This window comes from Thalassospira sp. ABL2_045, assembly GCF_056161285.1.
In genome coordinates this window covers 110098-128970 of record NZ_JBSWYV010000012.1, presented here as the reverse complement: position 1 = coordinate 128970, position 18873 = coordinate 110098, and the positions used below count along the sequence as shown (strand labels likewise).

General features: G+C 52.2%; 16 protein-coding genes. 5 read left to right on the top strand and 11 right to left on the bottom strand.

All coding sequences use genetic code 11. The annotated features are described in order from the left end of the window. Positions 1-156 precede the first annotated feature (156 nt). Positions 157-813, top strand: coding sequence for a LysE family translocator (locus ACXAIA_RS16530; RefSeq protein WP_475350293.1), 657 nt, complete (start codon positions 157-159; stop codon positions 811-813). A 15-nt stretch (positions 814-828) separates the two neighbouring features. Here ACXAIA_RS16530 and ACXAIA_RS16525 read toward each other — a convergent pair whose 3' ends face one another. From ACXAIA_RS16525 to ACXAIA_RS16485, 9 genes are all read right to left on the bottom strand, one after another. Next, positions 829-2190 (bottom strand): MFS transporter, encoded by a 1362-nt coding sequence (locus ACXAIA_RS16525; protein ID WP_475350292.1) that lies wholly within the window; start codon positions 2188-2190, stop codon positions 829-831. A 170-nt stretch (positions 2191-2360) separates the two neighbouring features. Then, entirely contained in the window at positions 2361-3077 is a 717-nt protein-coding gene (locus ACXAIA_RS16520; RefSeq protein WP_475350291.1) for a hypothetical protein, read from the bottom strand. A gap of 25 nt (positions 3078-3102) precedes the next feature. Then, a complete protein-coding gene (locus tag ACXAIA_RS16515; RefSeq protein ID WP_475350290.1) occupies positions 3103-4044 on the bottom strand; it encodes an aldo/keto reductase in 942 nt (313 codons plus the stop codon). A gap of 176 nt (positions 4045-4220) precedes the next feature. Next, on the bottom strand, positions 4221-4904 hold the full coding sequence (locus ACXAIA_RS16510) for an FkbM family methyltransferase (protein WP_475350289.1): 684 nt from the start codon (positions 4902-4904) through the stop codon (positions 4221-4223). Between the two features lie 49 nt (positions 4905-4953). Continuing rightward, the gene (gene cysS, locus ACXAIA_RS16505) at positions 4954-6330 is read right to left on the bottom strand and encodes a cysteine--tRNA ligase (protein ID WP_475350288.1); all 1377 of its coding nucleotides are present in this window, start codon (positions 6328-6330) and stop codon (positions 4954-4956) included. A 67-nt stretch (positions 6331-6397) separates the two neighbouring features. Beyond that, positions 6398-7750, bottom strand: a complete 1353-nt coding sequence (gene gltX, locus ACXAIA_RS16500) for a glutamate--tRNA ligase (RefSeq protein WP_475350287.1) — start codon at positions 7748-7750, stop codon at positions 6398-6400. 14 nt (positions 7751-7764) lie between these two features. Continuing rightward, the gene (locus ACXAIA_RS16495; RefSeq protein ID WP_475350286.1) at positions 7765-9441 is read right to left on the bottom strand and encodes an NAD+ synthase; all 1677 of its coding nucleotides are present in this window, start codon (positions 9439-9441) and stop codon (positions 7765-7767) included. Between the two features lie 101 nt (positions 9442-9542). Then, positions 9543-10028 (bottom strand): hypothetical protein, encoded by a 486-nt coding sequence (locus ACXAIA_RS16490; protein WP_475344911.1) that lies wholly within the window; start codon positions 10026-10028, stop codon positions 9543-9545. Between the two features lie 193 nt (positions 10029-10221). After that, positions 10222-11766, bottom strand: a complete 1545-nt coding sequence (locus tag ACXAIA_RS16485; RefSeq protein ID WP_475350285.1) for a hypothetical protein — start codon at positions 11764-11766, stop codon at positions 10222-10224. A gap of 177 nt (positions 11767-11943) precedes the next feature. On the opposite strand from ACXAIA_RS16485, the gene ACXAIA_RS16480 reads away from it, so the two are divergent. From ACXAIA_RS16480 to ACXAIA_RS16465, 4 genes are read left to right on the top strand one after another with little or no spacing between them, the layout of a single operon-like run. Then, the gene (locus ACXAIA_RS16480) at positions 11944-12927 is read left to right on the top strand and encodes a glycosyltransferase family 2 protein (protein WP_475350284.1); all 984 of its coding nucleotides are present in this window, start codon (positions 11944-11946) and stop codon (positions 12925-12927) included. A 2-nt stretch (positions 12928-12929) separates the two neighbouring features. Further along, positions 12930-14804 (top strand): asparagine synthase (glutamine-hydrolyzing), encoded by a 1875-nt coding sequence (gene asnB, locus ACXAIA_RS16475; protein WP_475350283.1) that lies wholly within the window; start codon positions 12930-12932, stop codon positions 14802-14804. Next, positions 14804-15541 carry a class I SAM-dependent methyltransferase gene (locus tag ACXAIA_RS16470; RefSeq protein ID WP_475350282.1) on the top strand — a complete coding sequence of 246 codons (738 nt, stop codon included), beginning with the start codon at positions 14804-14806 and terminating at the stop codon, positions 15539-15541. The genes asnB and ACXAIA_RS16470 overlap by 1 nt, the downstream gene beginning before the upstream one ends. A gap of 6 nt (positions 15542-15547) precedes the next feature. After that, entirely contained in the window at positions 15548-15919 is a 372-nt protein-coding gene (locus ACXAIA_RS16465; RefSeq protein ID WP_475350297.1) for a GtrA family protein, read from the top strand. On the opposite strand, the gene ACXAIA_RS16460 is transcribed toward ACXAIA_RS16465, so the two are convergent. Further along, positions 15909-17390 (bottom strand): hypothetical protein, encoded by a 1482-nt coding sequence (locus ACXAIA_RS16460; RefSeq protein ID WP_475350281.1) that lies wholly within the window; start codon positions 17388-17390, stop codon positions 15909-15911. The genes ACXAIA_RS16465 and ACXAIA_RS16460 overlap by 11 nt on opposite strands. A gap of 84 nt (positions 17391-17474) precedes the next feature. After that, positions 17475-18860, bottom strand: coding sequence for a class II 3-deoxy-7-phosphoheptulonate synthase (locus ACXAIA_RS16455; RefSeq protein WP_475350280.1), 1386 nt, complete (start codon positions 18858-18860; stop codon positions 17475-17477). Positions 18861-18873 lie beyond the last annotated feature (13 nt).

Genomic DNA, 18873 nt, shown 5'->3' with positions numbered 1-18873 from the left:
CGCCGTCATGCGCAAAATCATTGTAAGGGCAAACGCAAGGATGCGCATATATCATGCAGCGGTCCTTGACACTTAACACCGCTGCTTTTTCGTTACGCTCGACAGAATTCAACCACTGATCTAGGCTGACTTTGCCACCACCAAAGGAAACGCCCCATGATCAGTTTTGCCGAAATCGGGCAATATCTGCCTGGAATATTGCTGTCCTATGCCGCCTTGCTTGTCGGCCTGATTAGCCCCGGCCCCGCCCTGTTGGGTTTGATGGGTGTTTCGCTTGATCAGGGCCGCCGTGCCGGACAGCATTTTGCCTTGGGTATCGGAACCGGGTCTTTTTCGATCGGCCTTCTGACCCTGACCGGATTGTCAGCCGTTTTGGCGACATACGCCGATGCCATGACCGCCATCCGGATTTTTGGCGGGCTTTATTTGCTATGGATGTCCTATCGTGCGTTTCGCACGGCCTTTCGCAAAAACCCAAGCGCGCATGCATCCGCCGATACCCTTGACGCTGCGCAAATCTCTGGTCGGGGATATTACTTCCGTGGCTTGGGCCTGCACCTGACCAACCCCAAAGCCATCCTGACCTGGATCGCCATCATTTCCATCGGTTTTCAGGAAGGCGCCCCACTTTGGGTCGGGGCGGCAATCGTGATTGGCTGTGGTCTGATTTCAACCAGCACACACCTGCTTTACGCGACGGCCTTTTCCACCGCGCCCGCGATTTCGATTTATCGTCGGGCGGCAAGCTGGATCAATGGATTGCTCGGCGTATTCTTTGCTGCTGTCGGAATCCGATTGCTGATGAACCGCTAAGGCGACCGTCCAAACCTAAGACTTGGGCGTGTCACTCTTCGGGGTGTCATTTTCAGGCTTTGCTTCAGCTTCAGTTTCAGCTTCCGCCTTGGCCTCTGCCTCCTCGGCGGCGGCTTCTTCTGCGACGGCCTCTGCCTCGGCTTCTGCCTGTTCGGCGGCCCAGACCCCGGCGGTTTCAACCGCCATGGGTGATGCCGTCGGAAGGACGCTGACGTAACTTTCGGTATCTTCGACCGGCACGGCTTCGCGGCAGGTCATGCGATAAAGCGCATAAACCGAAATGACTGCAAATGTCATAGCCATTGTCAGCCAGAAGGATTGCGCGCCAAGATGCTCCATCGACCAACCAGCCAGAAGCGGACCCAAAATCGCCCCAACCCCAAAGGTCAGCACCAAACCGCCTGACGCGGCCGGCATATCTTCGAGCGGCAGGAAGTCGTTGGTATAGGCCAGAAACAGCGCATAAAGCGGTGTGGTCATGCCGCCAGCCACAAAGGCCGCGCACATCATGAATACAAGATGGTTTCCAGATACCCAGCCGAGAATACAGGCCCCCATCGCCACCATCGAGGCGCCAAAGATCAGCTTGCGGCGATCCATACGGTCCGAAAGCCAGCCAATCGGATATTGAAAGATCAGGGCACCGGCAAACAGCATCGCAACAAATGTCGCGATTTGACCGGTCGTCATGTCAATCTGGGTTCCGAAAACAGCCGCCATACCGGTTTGGATGGCATAGCCGCAGCCCAAAAGGAAGATGCCCACGGTACTGAGCGGTGATCCCGAAAAAAGCTCCTTAAGCCCCATCGGACGGGCCGCCTCGGTCATCGGGACAGAGCTTGCCGAAAGCAGGATCGGCGCAAAGGAAATCGACACCAGAATGGATGCCACGATAAACAGCGCCGAATTTGCCGCATCGCCAAGCGTCAAAAGCCCCTGTGCACCAATAATACCCAGCGTCTGGGCAATCATGTAAGCCGACAAAACCTTGCCACGCGTTTCGTTGGTCGAGGAATCATTCAGCCAACTTTCCGCCGTGACATAAATGCCCGACATGCAGAAGCCCAGAAGCACGCGCAGCAACGTCCACGCCCAAGGCTCCGCAATCAGCGGCAGGGCAATCAGACCGGCAGACGTAAAACTGCCCAACGCGGCAAAGACGCGGACATGGCCAACACGCTTGATCATGCGTGGTGTCAGGCGCGCACCAGCAAGGAAACCGGCAAAATAGCCCGATGTCACAATTGCAAGCTCGGTCGAGGAAAAGCCTTCAATCCCGCCACGCACACCGATCAGGGTGAAATGCATGCCGTTGCCCAGCATGATCAGGACAATACCAATAAGAAGTGCCCAGACACTGGTTAAAACCTGGATCATGGATCGCCCTTTCACGCTTGGGGATTACCGAACAACCGTTTTGTCTTTGCTTACCGCGCATTGGTCTGATGCATGGGATTTCAGACAAACGACTTGTTTCAGCAAATGTACGAAACCACTGATCAGCTTCGGTTTCCACATTTTTTTGAACGTGAGAGAATTTTTTTGCCTTACGTCGCCGGGTCTTTGATTTCGGCCTCTGTCAAACGCTTGCTGGTCACACCGTTTTTAAGATCAAGCCAGCCACAGAAGACCGTAATCCAGACAGCACCCAACATCACAGTCGCAACCTGCTGGTCCATAACCCAAAGCGTTCCAGCCGATATCACACACCACGCCAATGGAACCGGCAACAACGCCCACCGCCATGTCCCGCGTGACAACAAAATAAAGCCCAAGGTACCAAGTGCTGTCGGATCGGCGGCACTGCCAAACAGCTCCGCCTGCGCAAGATCACGCCCCTCAATCAATCCGATAAACGGATAGGCAATGAGCGCGAAGGCCACCAGGACCAAACCGACATAACTTGAAAAATCGCCCCGCCAACCAAAACGAAGCGGCAATGGGCGTGCGGCAAAGATGGCAAACAAAACGACCTGAAGCGCAAAACCCGGCAACAAATAGGGAATGGCCCAGTTGATCGGCTGATAATATTGCCAAAGGAAGCCATAGCCGGACCAAGCCCATACCAAAGCCAACAACACAAGGATAACCCGGTTGCCGCGAAAGCCGTGCCGCAGGGCAAGGACGGATGCAACAAGCCCCGCAATCAAGGCACTGGCAACCACCAGCGCCCAGGTGCTGTTCATGATTTCAAACAGCCGGTAATAAACCCGCGGCGAAAACAGCAACAAATCCGCCAGTCCGTAATCCCACCATTCACTCATGCCATCTGCCCTTTGCTTATGCGGCTCAAACCAGAACACCGATTACAGCAGCGATCTGTTCGCGCATTTTATCATCGGGTAGCGGCCCGGTGGCCGCCGCCATGTTTTCTGCCGCATGGGCCGGCTTGGTCGTGGCCGGGATCGGGCACGTCACCGCCGGATGGGCGATCAGATATTTCAAGATCAGCTGCGCCCAGCTTTTTGCTTCAAGTTCGCGGGCAAATTCCGGCAAAGGCTCCCCGTTGAGGCGTTCGGTCAGGCTGCCTCCGCGAAACGGCCGGTTGACGATCACGGCAATGCCACGGTCATAGGCCAGCGGCAGGAGATATTCCTCAACCTTGCGATCAACCGGGTTATAGGTCACCTGCACGAAATCAAGCCGCTCGTTCTTCATCACGGCCATCAGATCATCGGTGCGCCGCCCGTGCGACGTCGTGACACCGACATAGCGCAACTGCCCTTCATCCTTCATGCGAAACAGAAGCGGCAAGTTATCATTGATACCCAGCAGGTTATGAACCTGCAAAAGATCAAACTGCGCGACCTTCCAGCGATCTGAGGTTTCCGCGATCTGCCCGGCACCATCACCGGATGTCCAGACCTTGTCGGTCGAAAAAACCTTGTCGTGCGCGCCGAGTGCATCAAGGCCAAAGCCAATCACATCCTGGGCCGATCCATACATCGGTGAACTGTCAATCATGCGCCCGCCAGCCTTGAAAAAGGCCGACATCACATCCGCACACTGATTACGCAGTTCAATGTCGTTACCGACATTGAACGTAATCCAGCTCCCTAGCCCGACGGCGGGGATGGTCTCCCCGGTTGACGGGATCTGCTTTTGCAGGACTTCGGGCGCAGCTGCGTCTTTGACACCTTGTGCCCAGGTAGGCACAGCGGATGCCATCAGGCTGGTAGCAGCCAGTGACGCGGACGCCGTCAAAAACCCGCGGCGGTCAAATTCGGACATGGCTTACAGCACCTTTTCGTTGCTTCGGACCAATCAGACAGCATGATCCATCAAGATTTGGGCAAAAATCTGCCCGTCTGCAACTTTTGGTACTGCTACGTCAAATACGCCAATCCGGAGCACAAAAGGACCGCAAGCAGTGTGCCTGCAGTCCTTTTGAAAATCTCGACTAAGTCTTAGGAACCCGTTCGCTTAAAGAAGTACGTTGGTGGCAAGCACGCTATCATTTCCATACCCTCAGACACCAACAGCTTGGAAGCTTCAGTATTCGGCACATCTGCCATCGGCCCGTGAATTTCGATCGAGATGAAATCGGGTTTAAATCGGGAGATATCAAATCCTTTGAGTACCGGTATCTCAGCGCCCTCAACATCAATGTTGAGATAGTCAATCTTTTCGATAGCGTTGTCAGAAAGAACATCATTCAAGGTTCGGGTCGGGACTGGTCTTTTTCGATAATCACGCCCAAACTTTTCGGCCCACTCATCCGCAATCTCTGGGTCAGTGGTATCGAGAGCGCCCATTCCCGGAAACTCGTAAGCCATCATTTCACCGGCTTTATCTGACACCGCACAACAAACATTGATGTCATTTGGCCGATCAAACTTGAATAGCGCAATCTTTGACTCAAACATGTCGATATTAACACCTGACCATCCCTGCTCATGAAGGAGTCTGGTGTTTGAGTACTTCCGCGGATGAAACCCGCCAACATCAACGTAGGTTCCTGTCTTACGGTCGCCAATCAGTGCCTGCAGGTAGGCGTCTTCTCCGTGCTGGCTATAGCATTTTTGCCAAGACCGCTTACGCAACAACCGGATCTTCTCAACCCATAACGGTCGAACTTTGTTCTTCTTCACGCCCCCATACCTCGATTAAAACCTGATAAAGCATTACACAAACTACTGATCAAACCCGCTTCCAGCTTGTCCCATCCTTGAAGTCTTCAAGGATGATGCCGCGCGCCAGAAGATCATCGCGGATTTTATCGGCCGTTGCGAAATCCTTGTTCCTCTTGGCCTCCGCGCGCTCGGCAATCAGGCCTTCAATTTCAGCGGCCTCGTCTTCATCGGCCGAACCGGTAAACCAGGCTTCCGGATCCCCTTCAAGAATGCCAAGCAGCTTGGCCGCGGCAAAGATTTCACCCTTGGCTTCCGCGCGTTCAAATTTCTTTTCCGCCTTGTTGAATTTGGTGACAAGGTTATGGAACTCCGAAATCGCAAGCGGCGTGTTCAAATCATCGCAAAGCGCATCCAGCACCGCAGCAGGCACCGGCATGGCTTCGGGGGTGACATCCGCACTCTGACGCAGGGCGGTATAGAACCGATCAAGCGCCTCTTTGGCCTGACGCAGGTTGTCTTCCGTCCAGTTGATCGGCTGATGGTAATGAGTGCCCATCATCGCCAGACGGATCGCTTCACCCGGCCATTTTTCCAAAAGCTCATGCACGGTGACGAAATTGCCCAACGACTTGGACATCTTTTCGCCTTCGACCATCAGATGGCCGTTATGCATCCAGTATTTGGCATAGCTTGAACCCTTGTTCGCACAGCAGCTTTGTGCCAGTTCGTTTTCATGGTGCGGGAACACCAGATCCGAACCACCGCCATGAATGTCAAAGTTCTCGCCCAGATAACGGGTCGACATGGCAGAGCATTCAATATGCCAGCCCGGGCGGCCCCGGCCCCACGGGCTATCCCATCCCGGGATGTCATCGCTGGACGGTTTCCACAGAACGAAATCAGCCGGGTCCTTTTTGTAAGGGGCGACTTCCACACGGGCACCGGCGATCATTTCCTTGCGATCACGGCGCGACAGCTTGCCATAGTCATCGAACGCCTCGACCGAGAACAGCACATGCCCCTCGGCGGCATAGGCAAAGCCCTGTTCGATCAGGCTTTCGCACATGGCGATCATTTCGGCGATATGTTCGGTCGCGCGCGGTTCGATATCGGGCTTGGCAGCATTGAGCGCGCCCATATCTTCGAGATAGGCCTGATGGGTGCGCTTGGTGATTTCCGAAATCGGCTCACCACTTTCCTTGGCACGTGCGTTGATCTTGTCATCAACGTCGGTGACGTTCCGAACGTAGGTCACCTTGGGATAGATATGGCGCAAAACGCGCACCAGCGTATCAAACACCACCACGGGGCGCGCGTTACCGACATGGGCATAGTCATAAACCGTCGGGCCGCAGACATAGATGCGCACGTGATCGGGATCAATCGGCTCAAACACCTGCTTTTCGCGGGTCAGCGTGTCAAAAATACGAAGGGTCTTGGTCATTTCAAACGTCCGTTTGGCTGTGTTATCGGGTCAAATGCGTACATTTTCCGGCGATCAAAGCAGATGCTTAGACCGCCTTCCCACACAACCGATACCGCGCCTTTTCAGACCCGATCAGAACCAGCATCGTCGACATTTCCGGACCATGTTCACGCGCGGTCAGCGCCTTGCGCAGCGGCATGAAAAGCTGCTTGCCCTTGCGCCCGGTTTCTTCCTTAAGGGCCGTGGTCCAGGAGTTCCAGTTGGTGCCATCAAGCTCCCCCTCCGGCAACATGTCAGCAGCCTGTTTGAGGAACGCTTCGTCCTCGGCATCGATTTCCGGAATGACGTTTTTGTGGATCACATCCCACCATTCCAGGGCCTCTGCCACGCGCCAGCAATTACCACGCACCGCATTCCAGAACATTTCGTCGGCATCCGTCATGCCAGCAGCTTCAAGCTTCGGCTTGGCCGTCTCAAACGACATGTCGTGAATGACTTTTTCATTGAGGCTTGCGAGTTCAGCCGGATCAAATTTCGGCGTCGAGCGGCCATAATGATCCAGATCGAATTTCTCAAGAACCTCGGTCAGGTTTGCCGGCTCGATCTTGTCCGATGCGCCAAGGCCGGTCAGAAGACCGACAAGCGCCTCGACCTCAAAGCCGTCATTGCGGAGTTCACGCAACGAAAGACTGCCCAGACGTTTGGAAAGCTGCGATCCGCCCGGCCCTGCCAGAAGCGGCATATGGGCAAATTCCAGCGCGCCCGGCTTCCCGCCAAGGGCGAGATACAGCAGGATTTGCGACACGGTATTGGTCACATGGTCTTCGCCGCGGATGATGTGGGTAACGCCCATCTCAAGGTCATCGACGACTGATCCCAGCATATAAAGCAGCGATCCGTCTTCACGGATCAGAACCGGGTCGGACACATGTTCGGTATCGAACGAGCAGACACCACGGGTCAGATCATCCCATTCCACCAAGCCATCGGTTAGAAGGAAACGCCAATGCGGTTTGCGGCCTTCGGCTTCAAGGGCTGCGATGTCTTCATCCGAAAGGGTCAATGCCTTGCGGTCATAAATGAACGGCTGATGGCGCTGACGGGCGGCCTTGCGCTTCCAGTTCAGCTCGCCTTCAGTCTCGTAGCACGGATACAGCAATTCACGCTTTTTAAGGTCATCAATCGCTGCGTCGTATTTGTCCAAACGCAGGCTTTGACGTTCTTCCTGATCCCAGTCGATGCCAAGCCATGTCAGATCTTCCCGGATCGCATCGACATATTCGTCCTTGGACCGCGCCGGGTCGGTATCGTCAAAGCGCAGGATGAATTTCCCGCCTGATTTCCGGGCATAAAGCCAGTTCATCAGCGCCACACGGGCGTTACCGACGTGAAGAAGCCCGGTCGGGCTGGGGGCAAATCGCAGAACAGGTTTTGTCATTTCAAACTTTTCAATCACGTAACAAGGTTCGTGAAACCATTGGTAATCGGATAGCGACGGTCACGGCCAAAGGCGCGCGGGGTAATCTTGACGCCTGGCGGGGCCTGACGGCGTTTATATTCCGCCCGATCCAGCAATCGCCAGACCCGGCGCACCGTTGCTTCATCATGACCGCTATCCACGATATCACGGACAGACCGCTCACCCTCAATCATCTGATGAAGGATATCATCGAGAACATCATAAGGCGGCAGACTATCTTCGTCTTTCTGATCCGGGCGGAGTTCGGCTGATGGCGGCTTGGTAATGATCCGCTCGGGGATCACCATACCATCCGGGCCCATCGCCCCGGCCGGATTGTGTTCGTTGCGCCAATGGCACAGATTGAACACGGTCGTTTTATAAAGGTCTTTCAGAACCGAATAGCCACCACACATGTCACCATAAAGCGTGGCATAGCCGACCGACATTTCGGACTTGTTGCCCGTCGTCAGCACCATGTGGCCAAACTTGTTTGAAAGCGCCATCAGGATAATCCCGCGTGAACGGGCCTGAATGTTTTCTTCGGTAATATCAGCATCCCGGCCCTCGAAGGCCGGGGCCAGCATTTCGTCGAACGCGGCCATGGCCGGACCGATATTGATGCTTTCAATCCCGGTCTTGAGCATCCCTGCGCAAAGCTCGGCATCCTCAAGGCTCTCGGCCGAGGTATAAGGCGATGGCATCATCACCAGACGCACACGATCCGCCCCCAACGCATCGACGGCAACGGCGGCCGACAACGCACTATCGATCCCGCCCGACATGCCAATCACGACACCGGGGAACCCGTTCTTGTTGACATAATCGCGCAGGCCCAGAACCAGCGCCTGATAAATCGCATCAAGTCCGGTGGGATAGGTAACCTTCGGCGCATCATCCGCACAGCGCAACTTGCCATTTTCGCCCTGCTGCCAGGTGGTCACCACCACATCCTCGGCAAAGGCCGGAAGCGCCACCGCAAGCGATCCATCGCCGTTCAGTCCGAACGATCCACCGTCAAACACCAGTTCATCCTGACCGCCGACCTCATTGCAATAGATCATCGGCACGTGGCTTTCACGCACGCGATCCTCGATCAGCTTGCGGCGCAGGCCACTTTTATCGGCTTCAAACGGTGAGCCATTCGGCACCAGGAAGATTTCCGTTCCGGCATCGGCTAGATGGGCAACCACATGCGGCGTCCAGACATCCTCACAGATCGGAACCCCAAGCTTCACCCCCTTGAACGAAATAGGGGTTGGCATCGGGCCCGCAGCAAAGACGCGCTTTTCATCAAACACGCCATAGTTCGGCAGGTCATTCTTGACGCGCACATCAATGATCTTGCCCTGATCAATCAGCAAAACCGCGTTATGGCGCGTGCCATCAACTTCCCACGGCGTGGTCAGCAGCAGCGCCGGACCACCCTCGCGCTTTGCCGTATGTTCACAGATAAACTGAACCGCATCGTGCAGATGGCGCATGAAGGCCGGCTTCATCACCAGATCCTCGGGCGGGTAGCCCGACAGAACCAGTTCGGAATACAGAACGATCTCTGCGCCCTTGTCGGCCGCAGTTTCCCAGGCAGCCACAACCTTGTCCCGGTTGCCGGTGACATCACCGACAATCGGGTTGAGCTGGGCAATCGCAATGGCAAGCGTGTTTGTCATGATGTTGGAATAAGATTGCCCCCGCGCGCTGTCAATTGCCGAATGGGCAATGCAGCCCTTTGCGGGCGAATTTCCGGTAAAAAGTGCGTCAGACGCAGCCCTTAAAGCGCAAGTGCTGCGTCAATCTCATCCTGGCTCATGGTTTTGGCCGAACCGTGGATAATGCCGCTGGCGACATCCATGAATTTCTGAAGCGAAGTGGTCACCGCACTGGCTGTTACCCGCAAAAGATCCTCGTCACCAGTCTCGATAATGGTTTCAAGCTGCGAAACGGCGTGGCCGACGATCGTATTCAGATGTTCGATGGTTTCTTCGAACGGGCGGCGGAATTTGGGCGGTACGTGCTCATAGGCCTCGATCGCCAGTTCCTTGTCGGAAAAGGCACTATCGCGGAAATGCTCCTGATAGCTTTTCGGCGCCCATTCCTTGCAGTCCTCGATCATATCGGGCATGTCGGGCACCATTTCGAGCAACATGACGATCTCGTTGAAATGGTTCAGATAATCGGTCGCCAAAAGCGTGGTCGAGGAAATATTGGTTCCCTCTACCTTCTTTTGCCATGCGCTGAATTCAGCGTCGTCCATCATACCCGTTGAGACCCCTCGCCCTTATTCGATTTGTCAGGAACACCCTGCAATAACCCATACTTAAGAATATTTGATGGTCATTGGTAGATGTTTTTTCAAGAATTCATACTGATTGTGTAACAAAATACGCTTGTATGTGGACTGAACTTGCTTAGAGAGATCGTACTGAGAAGGTTTGCAACCTCACACAAAGCTACGCGTGGGCGCTAATTTTCTTTGGGAAATACCGGGAAAGCAGTTTCTGTATCCCTAGAAGTCCGATGAGGATCGAGAAGGGAATAACAGGTGCAAAATATCGTGACTCAATATGCACCAGCAAATGAGCCGCCATAAGTCCCATGTACACTGTCCACAATGCAGTACAAGTTAGAGCTTTTTCTTTTGACTGCTTTTTGCCGAGGACTAACCTGGCCAACCAGACACAAGGCGCAAAAACAAAGAAGACCCAAATTGTAATACCGATAACACGCTCAAGACTCTCAACGGCAAAAAGAACAAATGCGTCGATTTCAGTGAATGCTTGGGCCCTCAAGTCCCCATAACTGGACCAAGGATATTCATGTGTAACCCATAGCCCTGTCTCTCGAAGCGACGCTATCGGTCTGAAGTTAAGTGACGGGAACCTGCCTCGAAAATGGCGGATTGTTGTGCTCAGCATCGTGAGGGGGTAATCAATCCAACTTTCAAAGTACTTGTCTTTGGCGATCGTCGCAATTTCCGGTGCTGTGTAACCTTCTTCGAACATTTCTCCCTGAATTGTCAGGACTTCTGAAAAAACAAACTGTTCGAATTGTTCTTGAGCGATCAGCTCCAAAGGTCGCTCGCCAGAAAATATTCGGACATCATGCGCCGCAGCATCCATCAGGCCTTGAAGATAAACTGTTTGACCACCCGTTGTTAGAAATCGCAGTCCAGATCTTGCTTCATTCCAGTGAAGAACGAACTGCGACGCGAACAACAAAGGAACAAAAAACACGAGCACTGCACAGCATGAAGTCGATTTTCCACTCTCCGCAAGATATACCCGAACGATCATCGGAACGGCAAAAAGAACAGAAAGTATAAAGACCCCCTCTCTAAATAAAAATGCTACCGCAAGAAGCGCCCCTAAAAACAGGCCTTCCGAAAGCGTGAATGGATTTTTCCGCAAGCCACCTACTGATATCTCGCAGAGAATAATTATGACAATACTTGCAACAATGCTGTCGGTAAGGATCATCTGATCCAATGTCAGTGAAAAGGATGTCGACGTCGCTAAAAGACAGAAAGCTCCCAAAATAGGATTTATTCCCAACTGTCGAGACAGCCGCGAAACATAAATTAACGAGCTTACTGAGACGGACAGCTGTACGATCACAACAATCCATTGCCAAAACTCCAAAGACACTAGCTTCGCGCCAGCAATCAACAGCGGGTAGCCAAACATCCTGAAAGCGCTAACTGGCATTGCGCTGTTTTCAAGCTCTGCATCAAATAACCAACTTTGATCTTGCAGAATTCTATTGGCGAATTGCAGGTATCCCCAACTGTCGGGTGCCATCCCTGGCCCCCAGTACAATAAAATAGCGACCTTCAGGACCAAGATTGCAAAGATTGTGACGTAGATTGCATGTCCCTTGTAACCGGCTCCCCAAAAAGTCTTGCTGTCCAATGCACAAACGCCCTTTGCGAGATAGGAATATAGAATGCTGTTAAAATCCGCAGACAATAAAGTCCTCTGCAAATCATCTGTAAGCATTATGCTTTATTTTGCCCAATCAACACCACTTATCTCTCCAACCGCTGGCTATCACAGTTGGAGCTCACTACGCTAGAAATCGCGAGGCAGTTGCGTTGCTATAGCTAGACGATTTCATCATTATCGTGATAACGAATACCTTTAACTCAATTCGGCGGAAGATAACGGGGTACTCTGGTGGCGCAAACTAATTCTCAAACTGATAAATTCCCCGAACTGTCAGTCATCGTCCCAATCTACAACGAAGAAGAGAGTATAAAACCGCTTTGTGAGCGCCTGCTTTCTGTTCTCGCAGAGATAGGAAAACCTTTCGAGGTCATTTTTGTTAATGACGGCAGCTCCGACAACTCGATGTCATTGCTGCTCGATGCAGCATCTAACCAATCGGAAATAAAAATTGTAAACTTCCGTCGCAACTATGGTCAAACAGCAGCAACGATGGCAGGCATCGACCATGCGTCTGGTGAAGTAATTATACCTATAGATGCAGACCTGCAGAACGATCCGGCAGATATCCCACGGTTACTTGATAAACTTGAAGAAGGGTTTGACGTGGTTTCTGGCTGGCGTAAAGACCGCCAAGACGCTGCCATACGGCGCAATTTCGTCAGCCGTTTGGCAAACAGACTGATTTCAAAGATTTCCGGCGTTCATCTCCATGACTATGGCTGCACGCTCAAAGCATATAAAAAGGATGTCGTAAAAGGTATACGGCTCTATGGCGAGATGCATCGGTTTATCCCGATCTATGCAAGCTGGATGGGTGCAAAAGTTTGCGAGATACCGGTTCAGCACCATGCACGTCAATTTGGTCAATCGAAGTATGGTTTGGAGCGAATAGCGAAAGTTCTTCTGGACCTTATGGTCGTGAAGTTTCTTGACAGACATATGGTCAAGCCGATCTATGTCTTCGGCGGGATTGGCTTGGGCTCATTTTGCGCTTCATTCTTGAGTACAATCTGGATGCTCTGGCTGAAATTCTTTGACGACACCTCGATGATTCAAACCCCACTCCCGCTCGTCGTGACAATGACATTTCTGGTTGGAGTGATGTGCATTTTGCTTGGCCTACTGGCCGAGATGATTGTCCGGACTTACTTTGAATCTCAAGGCCGCAGCCCTTACCTCGTCCGTGAGACGGTCAACATGGAGAAAGAATAACCATGTGCGGTATCGCTGGCTTTGTGGGTCGGGGTAATCGCACAGACATTCATGCAATGACTGATGCGCTGGCGCATCGAGGGCCAGACGGAGAAGGCTTTCATCTCGATGATGATAATCACATTTACTTGGGACACCGGCGCCTGTCTGTAAGAGACATCGAAGGCGGCGCCCAACCGATGTGGGACGCTTCAAATGAAACCGGGATCGTCTTTAACGGAGAAATATACAACTTCCCCGAATTAAGATCAGAGCTTGAAGCTGCCGGCGCTGTCTTTAGGACTTCACACTCCGATACGGAAGCCCTCATTCATGGCTACCGTTATTGGGGTACAGATTTGGCCCAGCGCCTCAACGGCATGTTTGCCTTTGCAATCATAGACAATGTTAAGGGTAGCCTATACCTCGCGCGCGACCGTTTGGGTGAAAAACCCCTCTTTTACACTGCCCAAAAGGATTTGTTTGCTTTTTCAAGCGAACTGCACTCGCTTGAAAAGCATACCGGCATTCGGAGCAATATATCCAACACAGGCTTGCAGAAACTGTTTGCCTACGGCTATATCCCGGCTCCCAACTCATTGCTTGAAGGCGTTTTCAAACTGCCTGCAGGCCACGAGATGATCGTCGACCTGAATACACTTGAAACCAGATCCAACAAGTATTGGGAATTCCTGCTTACTCCAGATGAGACACTGACTTCTACAAACGATGACAAGCTTGCCGAACAGCTGCAGGAACTGATTTCACAATCCGTATCCCGCCGACTTGTTAGTGACGTGCCTCTGGGGGTTTTCCTGAGTGGTGGTATTGATTCAAGCGCAATTCTATGTGCGGCAAGTGAGCAAGCCAAAGGCAAGAAAGTATCTTCCTTTACAATTGGCTTCGAAGAAGCGTCCTATGATGAATCTATTTATGCGCAGTTAGTGGCCAATCATGCTGGCTCCGAACATCATCTCAAAACACTCAACCTTACCAACGCGCGGGACTTAATCCCGAAAGTTCTTGGGCAACTGGACGAGCCAATCGGTGATGCTTCTGTGCTGCCGACTTATCTACTGAGCAAATTCACAAGGGAACATGTAACTGTTGCACTTTCTGGCGACGGGGCGGATGAACTTTTTGCTGGATATGACCCTTTTCTTGCACTCAAGCCAGCACAAACTTACCAAAAATACGTACCCAACCTCGCACACAAATTGTTTACCGGACTTGCAAATGCGCTGCCGAAATCTAGTCGCAACATGAGCCTAGACTTCAAGCTGCGCCGTACGCTTGCCGGATTATCTTATCCGGAATCGGTATGGGCTCCTGTCTGGATGGCTCCGCTTTTCCCGGATCAGATGAAGGAATTTTTTGAGGAGCCGCTATCTCTTGAAGACCTTTACTCTGAGGCCATGGAAATCTGGGATAGCAACCCTGCTGCGAACAGAACAGATCGGTTACTCACATTCTTCACCAACCTTTACCTGCAGAATAATATCCTGACCAAAGTTGATCGAGCATCCATGATGTGCTCACTGGAAACGCGCGCAATCTTCCTTGACAATGACATCGTCGATTTCTGCGCCAAACTGCCGTCGCACTTCAAAATGCGTAATGGTCAAAGAAAGTATCTGCTCAAAAAAGCGCTTGAACCGTTGCTTCCTAAACAAACTCTACAGCGCAAAAAGAAAGGCTTTGGTATTCCTTTAGCAGACTGGATGCGCAAGATGCCCGAGGTTCAATCACCCAGAGCTCTTCCTGGAACTGAGAAAACCTATGCAAACCAACAGTGGGCTTCGCACAGCATAGGAAAACGAGATAACCGATTTTTCCTGTGGATATGGTTATCTCTACAACAGAGCCCCCTACAATCAATCAGCCAGGCATTGAAATAATGGAATCTTCCACTTACGAAGCAGAAGCCGTTGTTGAGGAAACCCACTGGTGGTTTGTGGGAAGAAGGAAACTCTTTTCCGAAGAGATTTCTAAAATAAACCTTTCGGCAAACAGTCGAATTCTTGATACCGGAACCAGCACAGGCACAAACCTGAGAATGTTGCGTGAATTAGGCTACAGTGATTATTTGGGGCTCGATTTTAGCCACGATGCAATCCGTTATTGCCGTGAAAAGGGGTTGGGAGAAGTTATCAAAGGAGACATCAAACACTTACCTTTTCCCGATGAACTTTTCGACCTAGTACTTGCTACAGACATCATTGAGCATATTGACGACGATAAAAAGGCAATTTCGGAAATTTCACGCGTACTGAAAAATGGTGGACACGCCCTGATAACTGTACCAGCCTTTATGGCTCTTTGGGGACTACAGGATGATGTTTCCCATCATCAGCGACGCTACAGGATTCACCAATTGTCAACGCTTATCTCTGCGTCCGACCTTGAAATCGAAAAGACTCATTACTTTAATTTTTTGCTTTTCGCTCCGATTTGGGCCGCTCGCCAACTCATTCGAATATGCCAACCAAAACTAGAAAGCGAGAACCAGCTCAATTCCCCTATGGTTAATTGGATTCTAAAAAAGGTTTTTGCCGTCGACCTCAAACTCGCAAAGGTGGTAAAGCCGCCTTTTGGCGTGTCCATTTTCGCTCTCGCAAAAAAGAGAGAGCCTTAATTGACCGTGCGGATTGTCAAATTTGTTGGACTTGGCGCATTAACAACTTGCGCCAGTTATTCCACCTATCTGTTCCTTTTACAGTATTGGTCGGCAATGACGTCATACTGGTGCGCACTAGCAGTCGCGTTTGCCATTCAGACAGTAATGATGGCGCCATTTGTTTTCAGCGCGAAGCTATCGCTGAAAAATGCAGGAAAGTCCCTGACAATCTACGCTGGTTATTCGGCGATTTTCGCCGGGCTTATGTGGTTAGCGTTGAGCATCAGCATCCCTGAAGTCTGGGCCCCTCTATTTGTTATTGCAATTGCTTCCCCGCTGCAATTTATTGCAGGACAAAAATGGATACATAATCCTGTTGATGAGATCACCAGTTGAGGCGACGAATTTTTATGCGCTCAAATATCCGCTGAAGACAAAAACATCCAATTAAAGTTGAAAACGGGATAACTGCCGCTAAATAGCGTGTTTCCAAATGCACCATGGCGTGGGCAATCAGAACCCCGAAGTAGAAAGCCCATAGAGCAGAGCAAACTAATACCTCTCTATGCCCGTCAATCTTTCTATGTCCGCCAACCTTACGCCGACACAGGCGTACAACCCAGACAATCGGCACGATGACGAAAGCGATGGTAATGATAATCGCAATTACACGTTCGACCATTTCACCGACGAACAAAACCATAGAACCAGCATCGTTGAACACATCCTTTCGAAGTTCACGATAGTCGGACCATGGCTTTTCGCCATTTACCCAGAGTCCGGTCTGTCTTACTGCACCGAACGGACGAAAAGTGAGCGTCGCATAGTTTTCACGTATATGCCCCACCGTCATCCGCAGCATGGAACCAGGATACTCAATCCAACTCTCAAAGTACTTCTGCTTTGACATATTAGCCAATTCAGGCGCGACAAATCCTTGTTTGAACAAACTTGCCTGTATGGCGATAACTTCGGAAAACGCGTAATCCTTTACGTGTTCTCGCGCTGTCACTTCTATAGGTTCTTGTCCAGAGAATATACGTTGATCCTTTTCCGCCGCATCGACCAGTCCCTGCAGATAAACCGTTTGACCGCCCGACGTAACGAAGCGGTGACCAGTCCGACTTTCATTCCAAGACGCATATGCCTGTGTCATTAAAACAATTGGAACGAAGAACACCGCTGCCGCAGCAAACGAGCGCAACCTCTGATTTTCGGCGACAAGAGCGCGAACCAAAAACGGAACAACAAACAGGATTGAGAGGATTGCAACCCCTTCGCGCATCAAGAAGGCAAGTGTGATCAGCACGCCGAAGAGTAACGCTTGGGCGAACCTCAGGGGACGACCACGCAAAGTAGCTATCGCATTCTCACTTAGCACAATCATAAAAAGGCTGGTTGCAAAGCTGTCTGTCAGGATCATGTTGTCCAGCAACAGCGAAAACGACAAACCTGTTGCCATCAAAAAGAACGCCCCGAGAAACGGACGCATTCCCAGAGCTGAGATCAAGCGAGACAAACTGAAGAGCGATAGCGCGGAAAGAGCAAACTGTGAAACAACAACAATCCACTGCCAGTTCTCAGCAGAGATCAATTGTGCCAGCGCAATGAACATAGGATATCCGGCTATCCTGAAGACAGTGGTCGGCATCGCAGTGTCCTCAAGACCCGCATTCCTCAACCAATCGGTTCCCTCGAGGATCAGCGCAGCGAAGCGGGTATACCCCCCTGTATCCGGTGCAATTCCCGGCCCCCAGATCATCAAAACAGCTATCTTGAAGACAATGATCGCGAAAATTACAGAGAGATACAGCTTCCTCTCGTTAAATTCGGCGCCCTGAAACTGGGAAAAAGCTGGGAGTTTCACCGCAACAAACACCTGAAAAAATGCACTAAAAAACGGGCGCTCGATAAGCGAGCGCCCGTCACAATATCAACCCAAAGGATCAAATCAAGCAGAAGCAGCCATCTGCTCTGCGCGGACGCTGTCGCGTTCCTTTTTGATCATTTCGGCCATCAGGAAGGCAAGCTCAAGCGCCTGTCCGCCATTGAGGCGCGGGTCGCAATGGGTGTGGTAGCGATCCGAAAGCGCATCTTCGGTGACTTCGCGTGCACCACCGATGCACTCGGTTACATCGGTTCCGGTCATCTCGAAGTGAACGCCACCGGCGTGGGTGCCTTCGGCCTTGTGCACGTCAAAGAAGTTTTTGACCTCAGACAGGATCGCGTCGAACGGACGGGTTTTATAGCCCGTCGATGCCTTGATCGTGTTGCCATGCATCGGATCGCAGGACCAGACGACCTTGCGGCCTTCGTCCTTAACGCGCTTGACCAGACGCGGCAGGTTATCAAACACCTTGTCGGCACCCATACGTGCGATCAGGGTCAGGCGACCAGCCTCGTTTTCCGGGTTGAGGATATCGATCAGACGGATCAGATCATCCTCATCCATAGTCGGGCCGCATTTCATGCCGATCGGGTTTTTCACCCCACGCAGGAATTCAACATGGGCATGATCGGCCTGACGGGTACGGTCACCAATCCACAGCATGTGCGACGAACAGTCATACCATTCGCCTGTCAGGCTGTCCTGACGGGTCAGCGCCTGCTCGTAACCCAGCAACAGCGCCTCGTGCGAGGTATAGAAATCCGTCTCGCGGAGCTGCGGTGCGCTGTCGGCGGTAATGCCGCACGCTTCCATGAAGGCGACCGCCTCATCGATCTGCGTGGTCATCTTGCGATAGCGTTCTGCCGCCGGGCTGCCATCCACAAAGGACAGGTTCCAGCGATGGATCTTGGTCAGATCGGCAAAACCACCCTGCGCGAAGGCACGCAGCAGGTTAAGGGTCGCCGCCGACTGGTTATAGGCGCGGATCTGGCGCTGCGGGTCGGGAATACGGGCTTCTTCGGTGAACTCGATGCCGTTGACCACATCACCGCGATAGCTTGGCAGTTCAACACCGTTGATGGTTTCGGTATCAGATGAACGCGGCTTGGCAAACTGGCCGGCCATACGGCCAACCTTGACCACCGGGCAGGATGCGCCATAGGTCAGGACAACCGCCATCTGCAGCATCACCTTGAAGGTGTCGCGAATGTTGTTCGGATGAAATTCCTTGAAGCTTTCAGCGCAGTCACCGCCCTGCAGCAGGAAGGCCTTGCCTTCTGCGACTTCACCAAGTTTTTCCTTGAGCGCACGCGCCTCGCCAGCAAACACCAAAGGAGGATAGCTGCCGAGCTCTTGCTCTACGGCCTTTAAGGCCTGTGCATCAGGATAAGTCGGCACCTGCTTGATCGGCAGGTTGCGCCAGCTTTCAATGCTCCAGCTCTTGCTCATTTGCTTCCTCTCA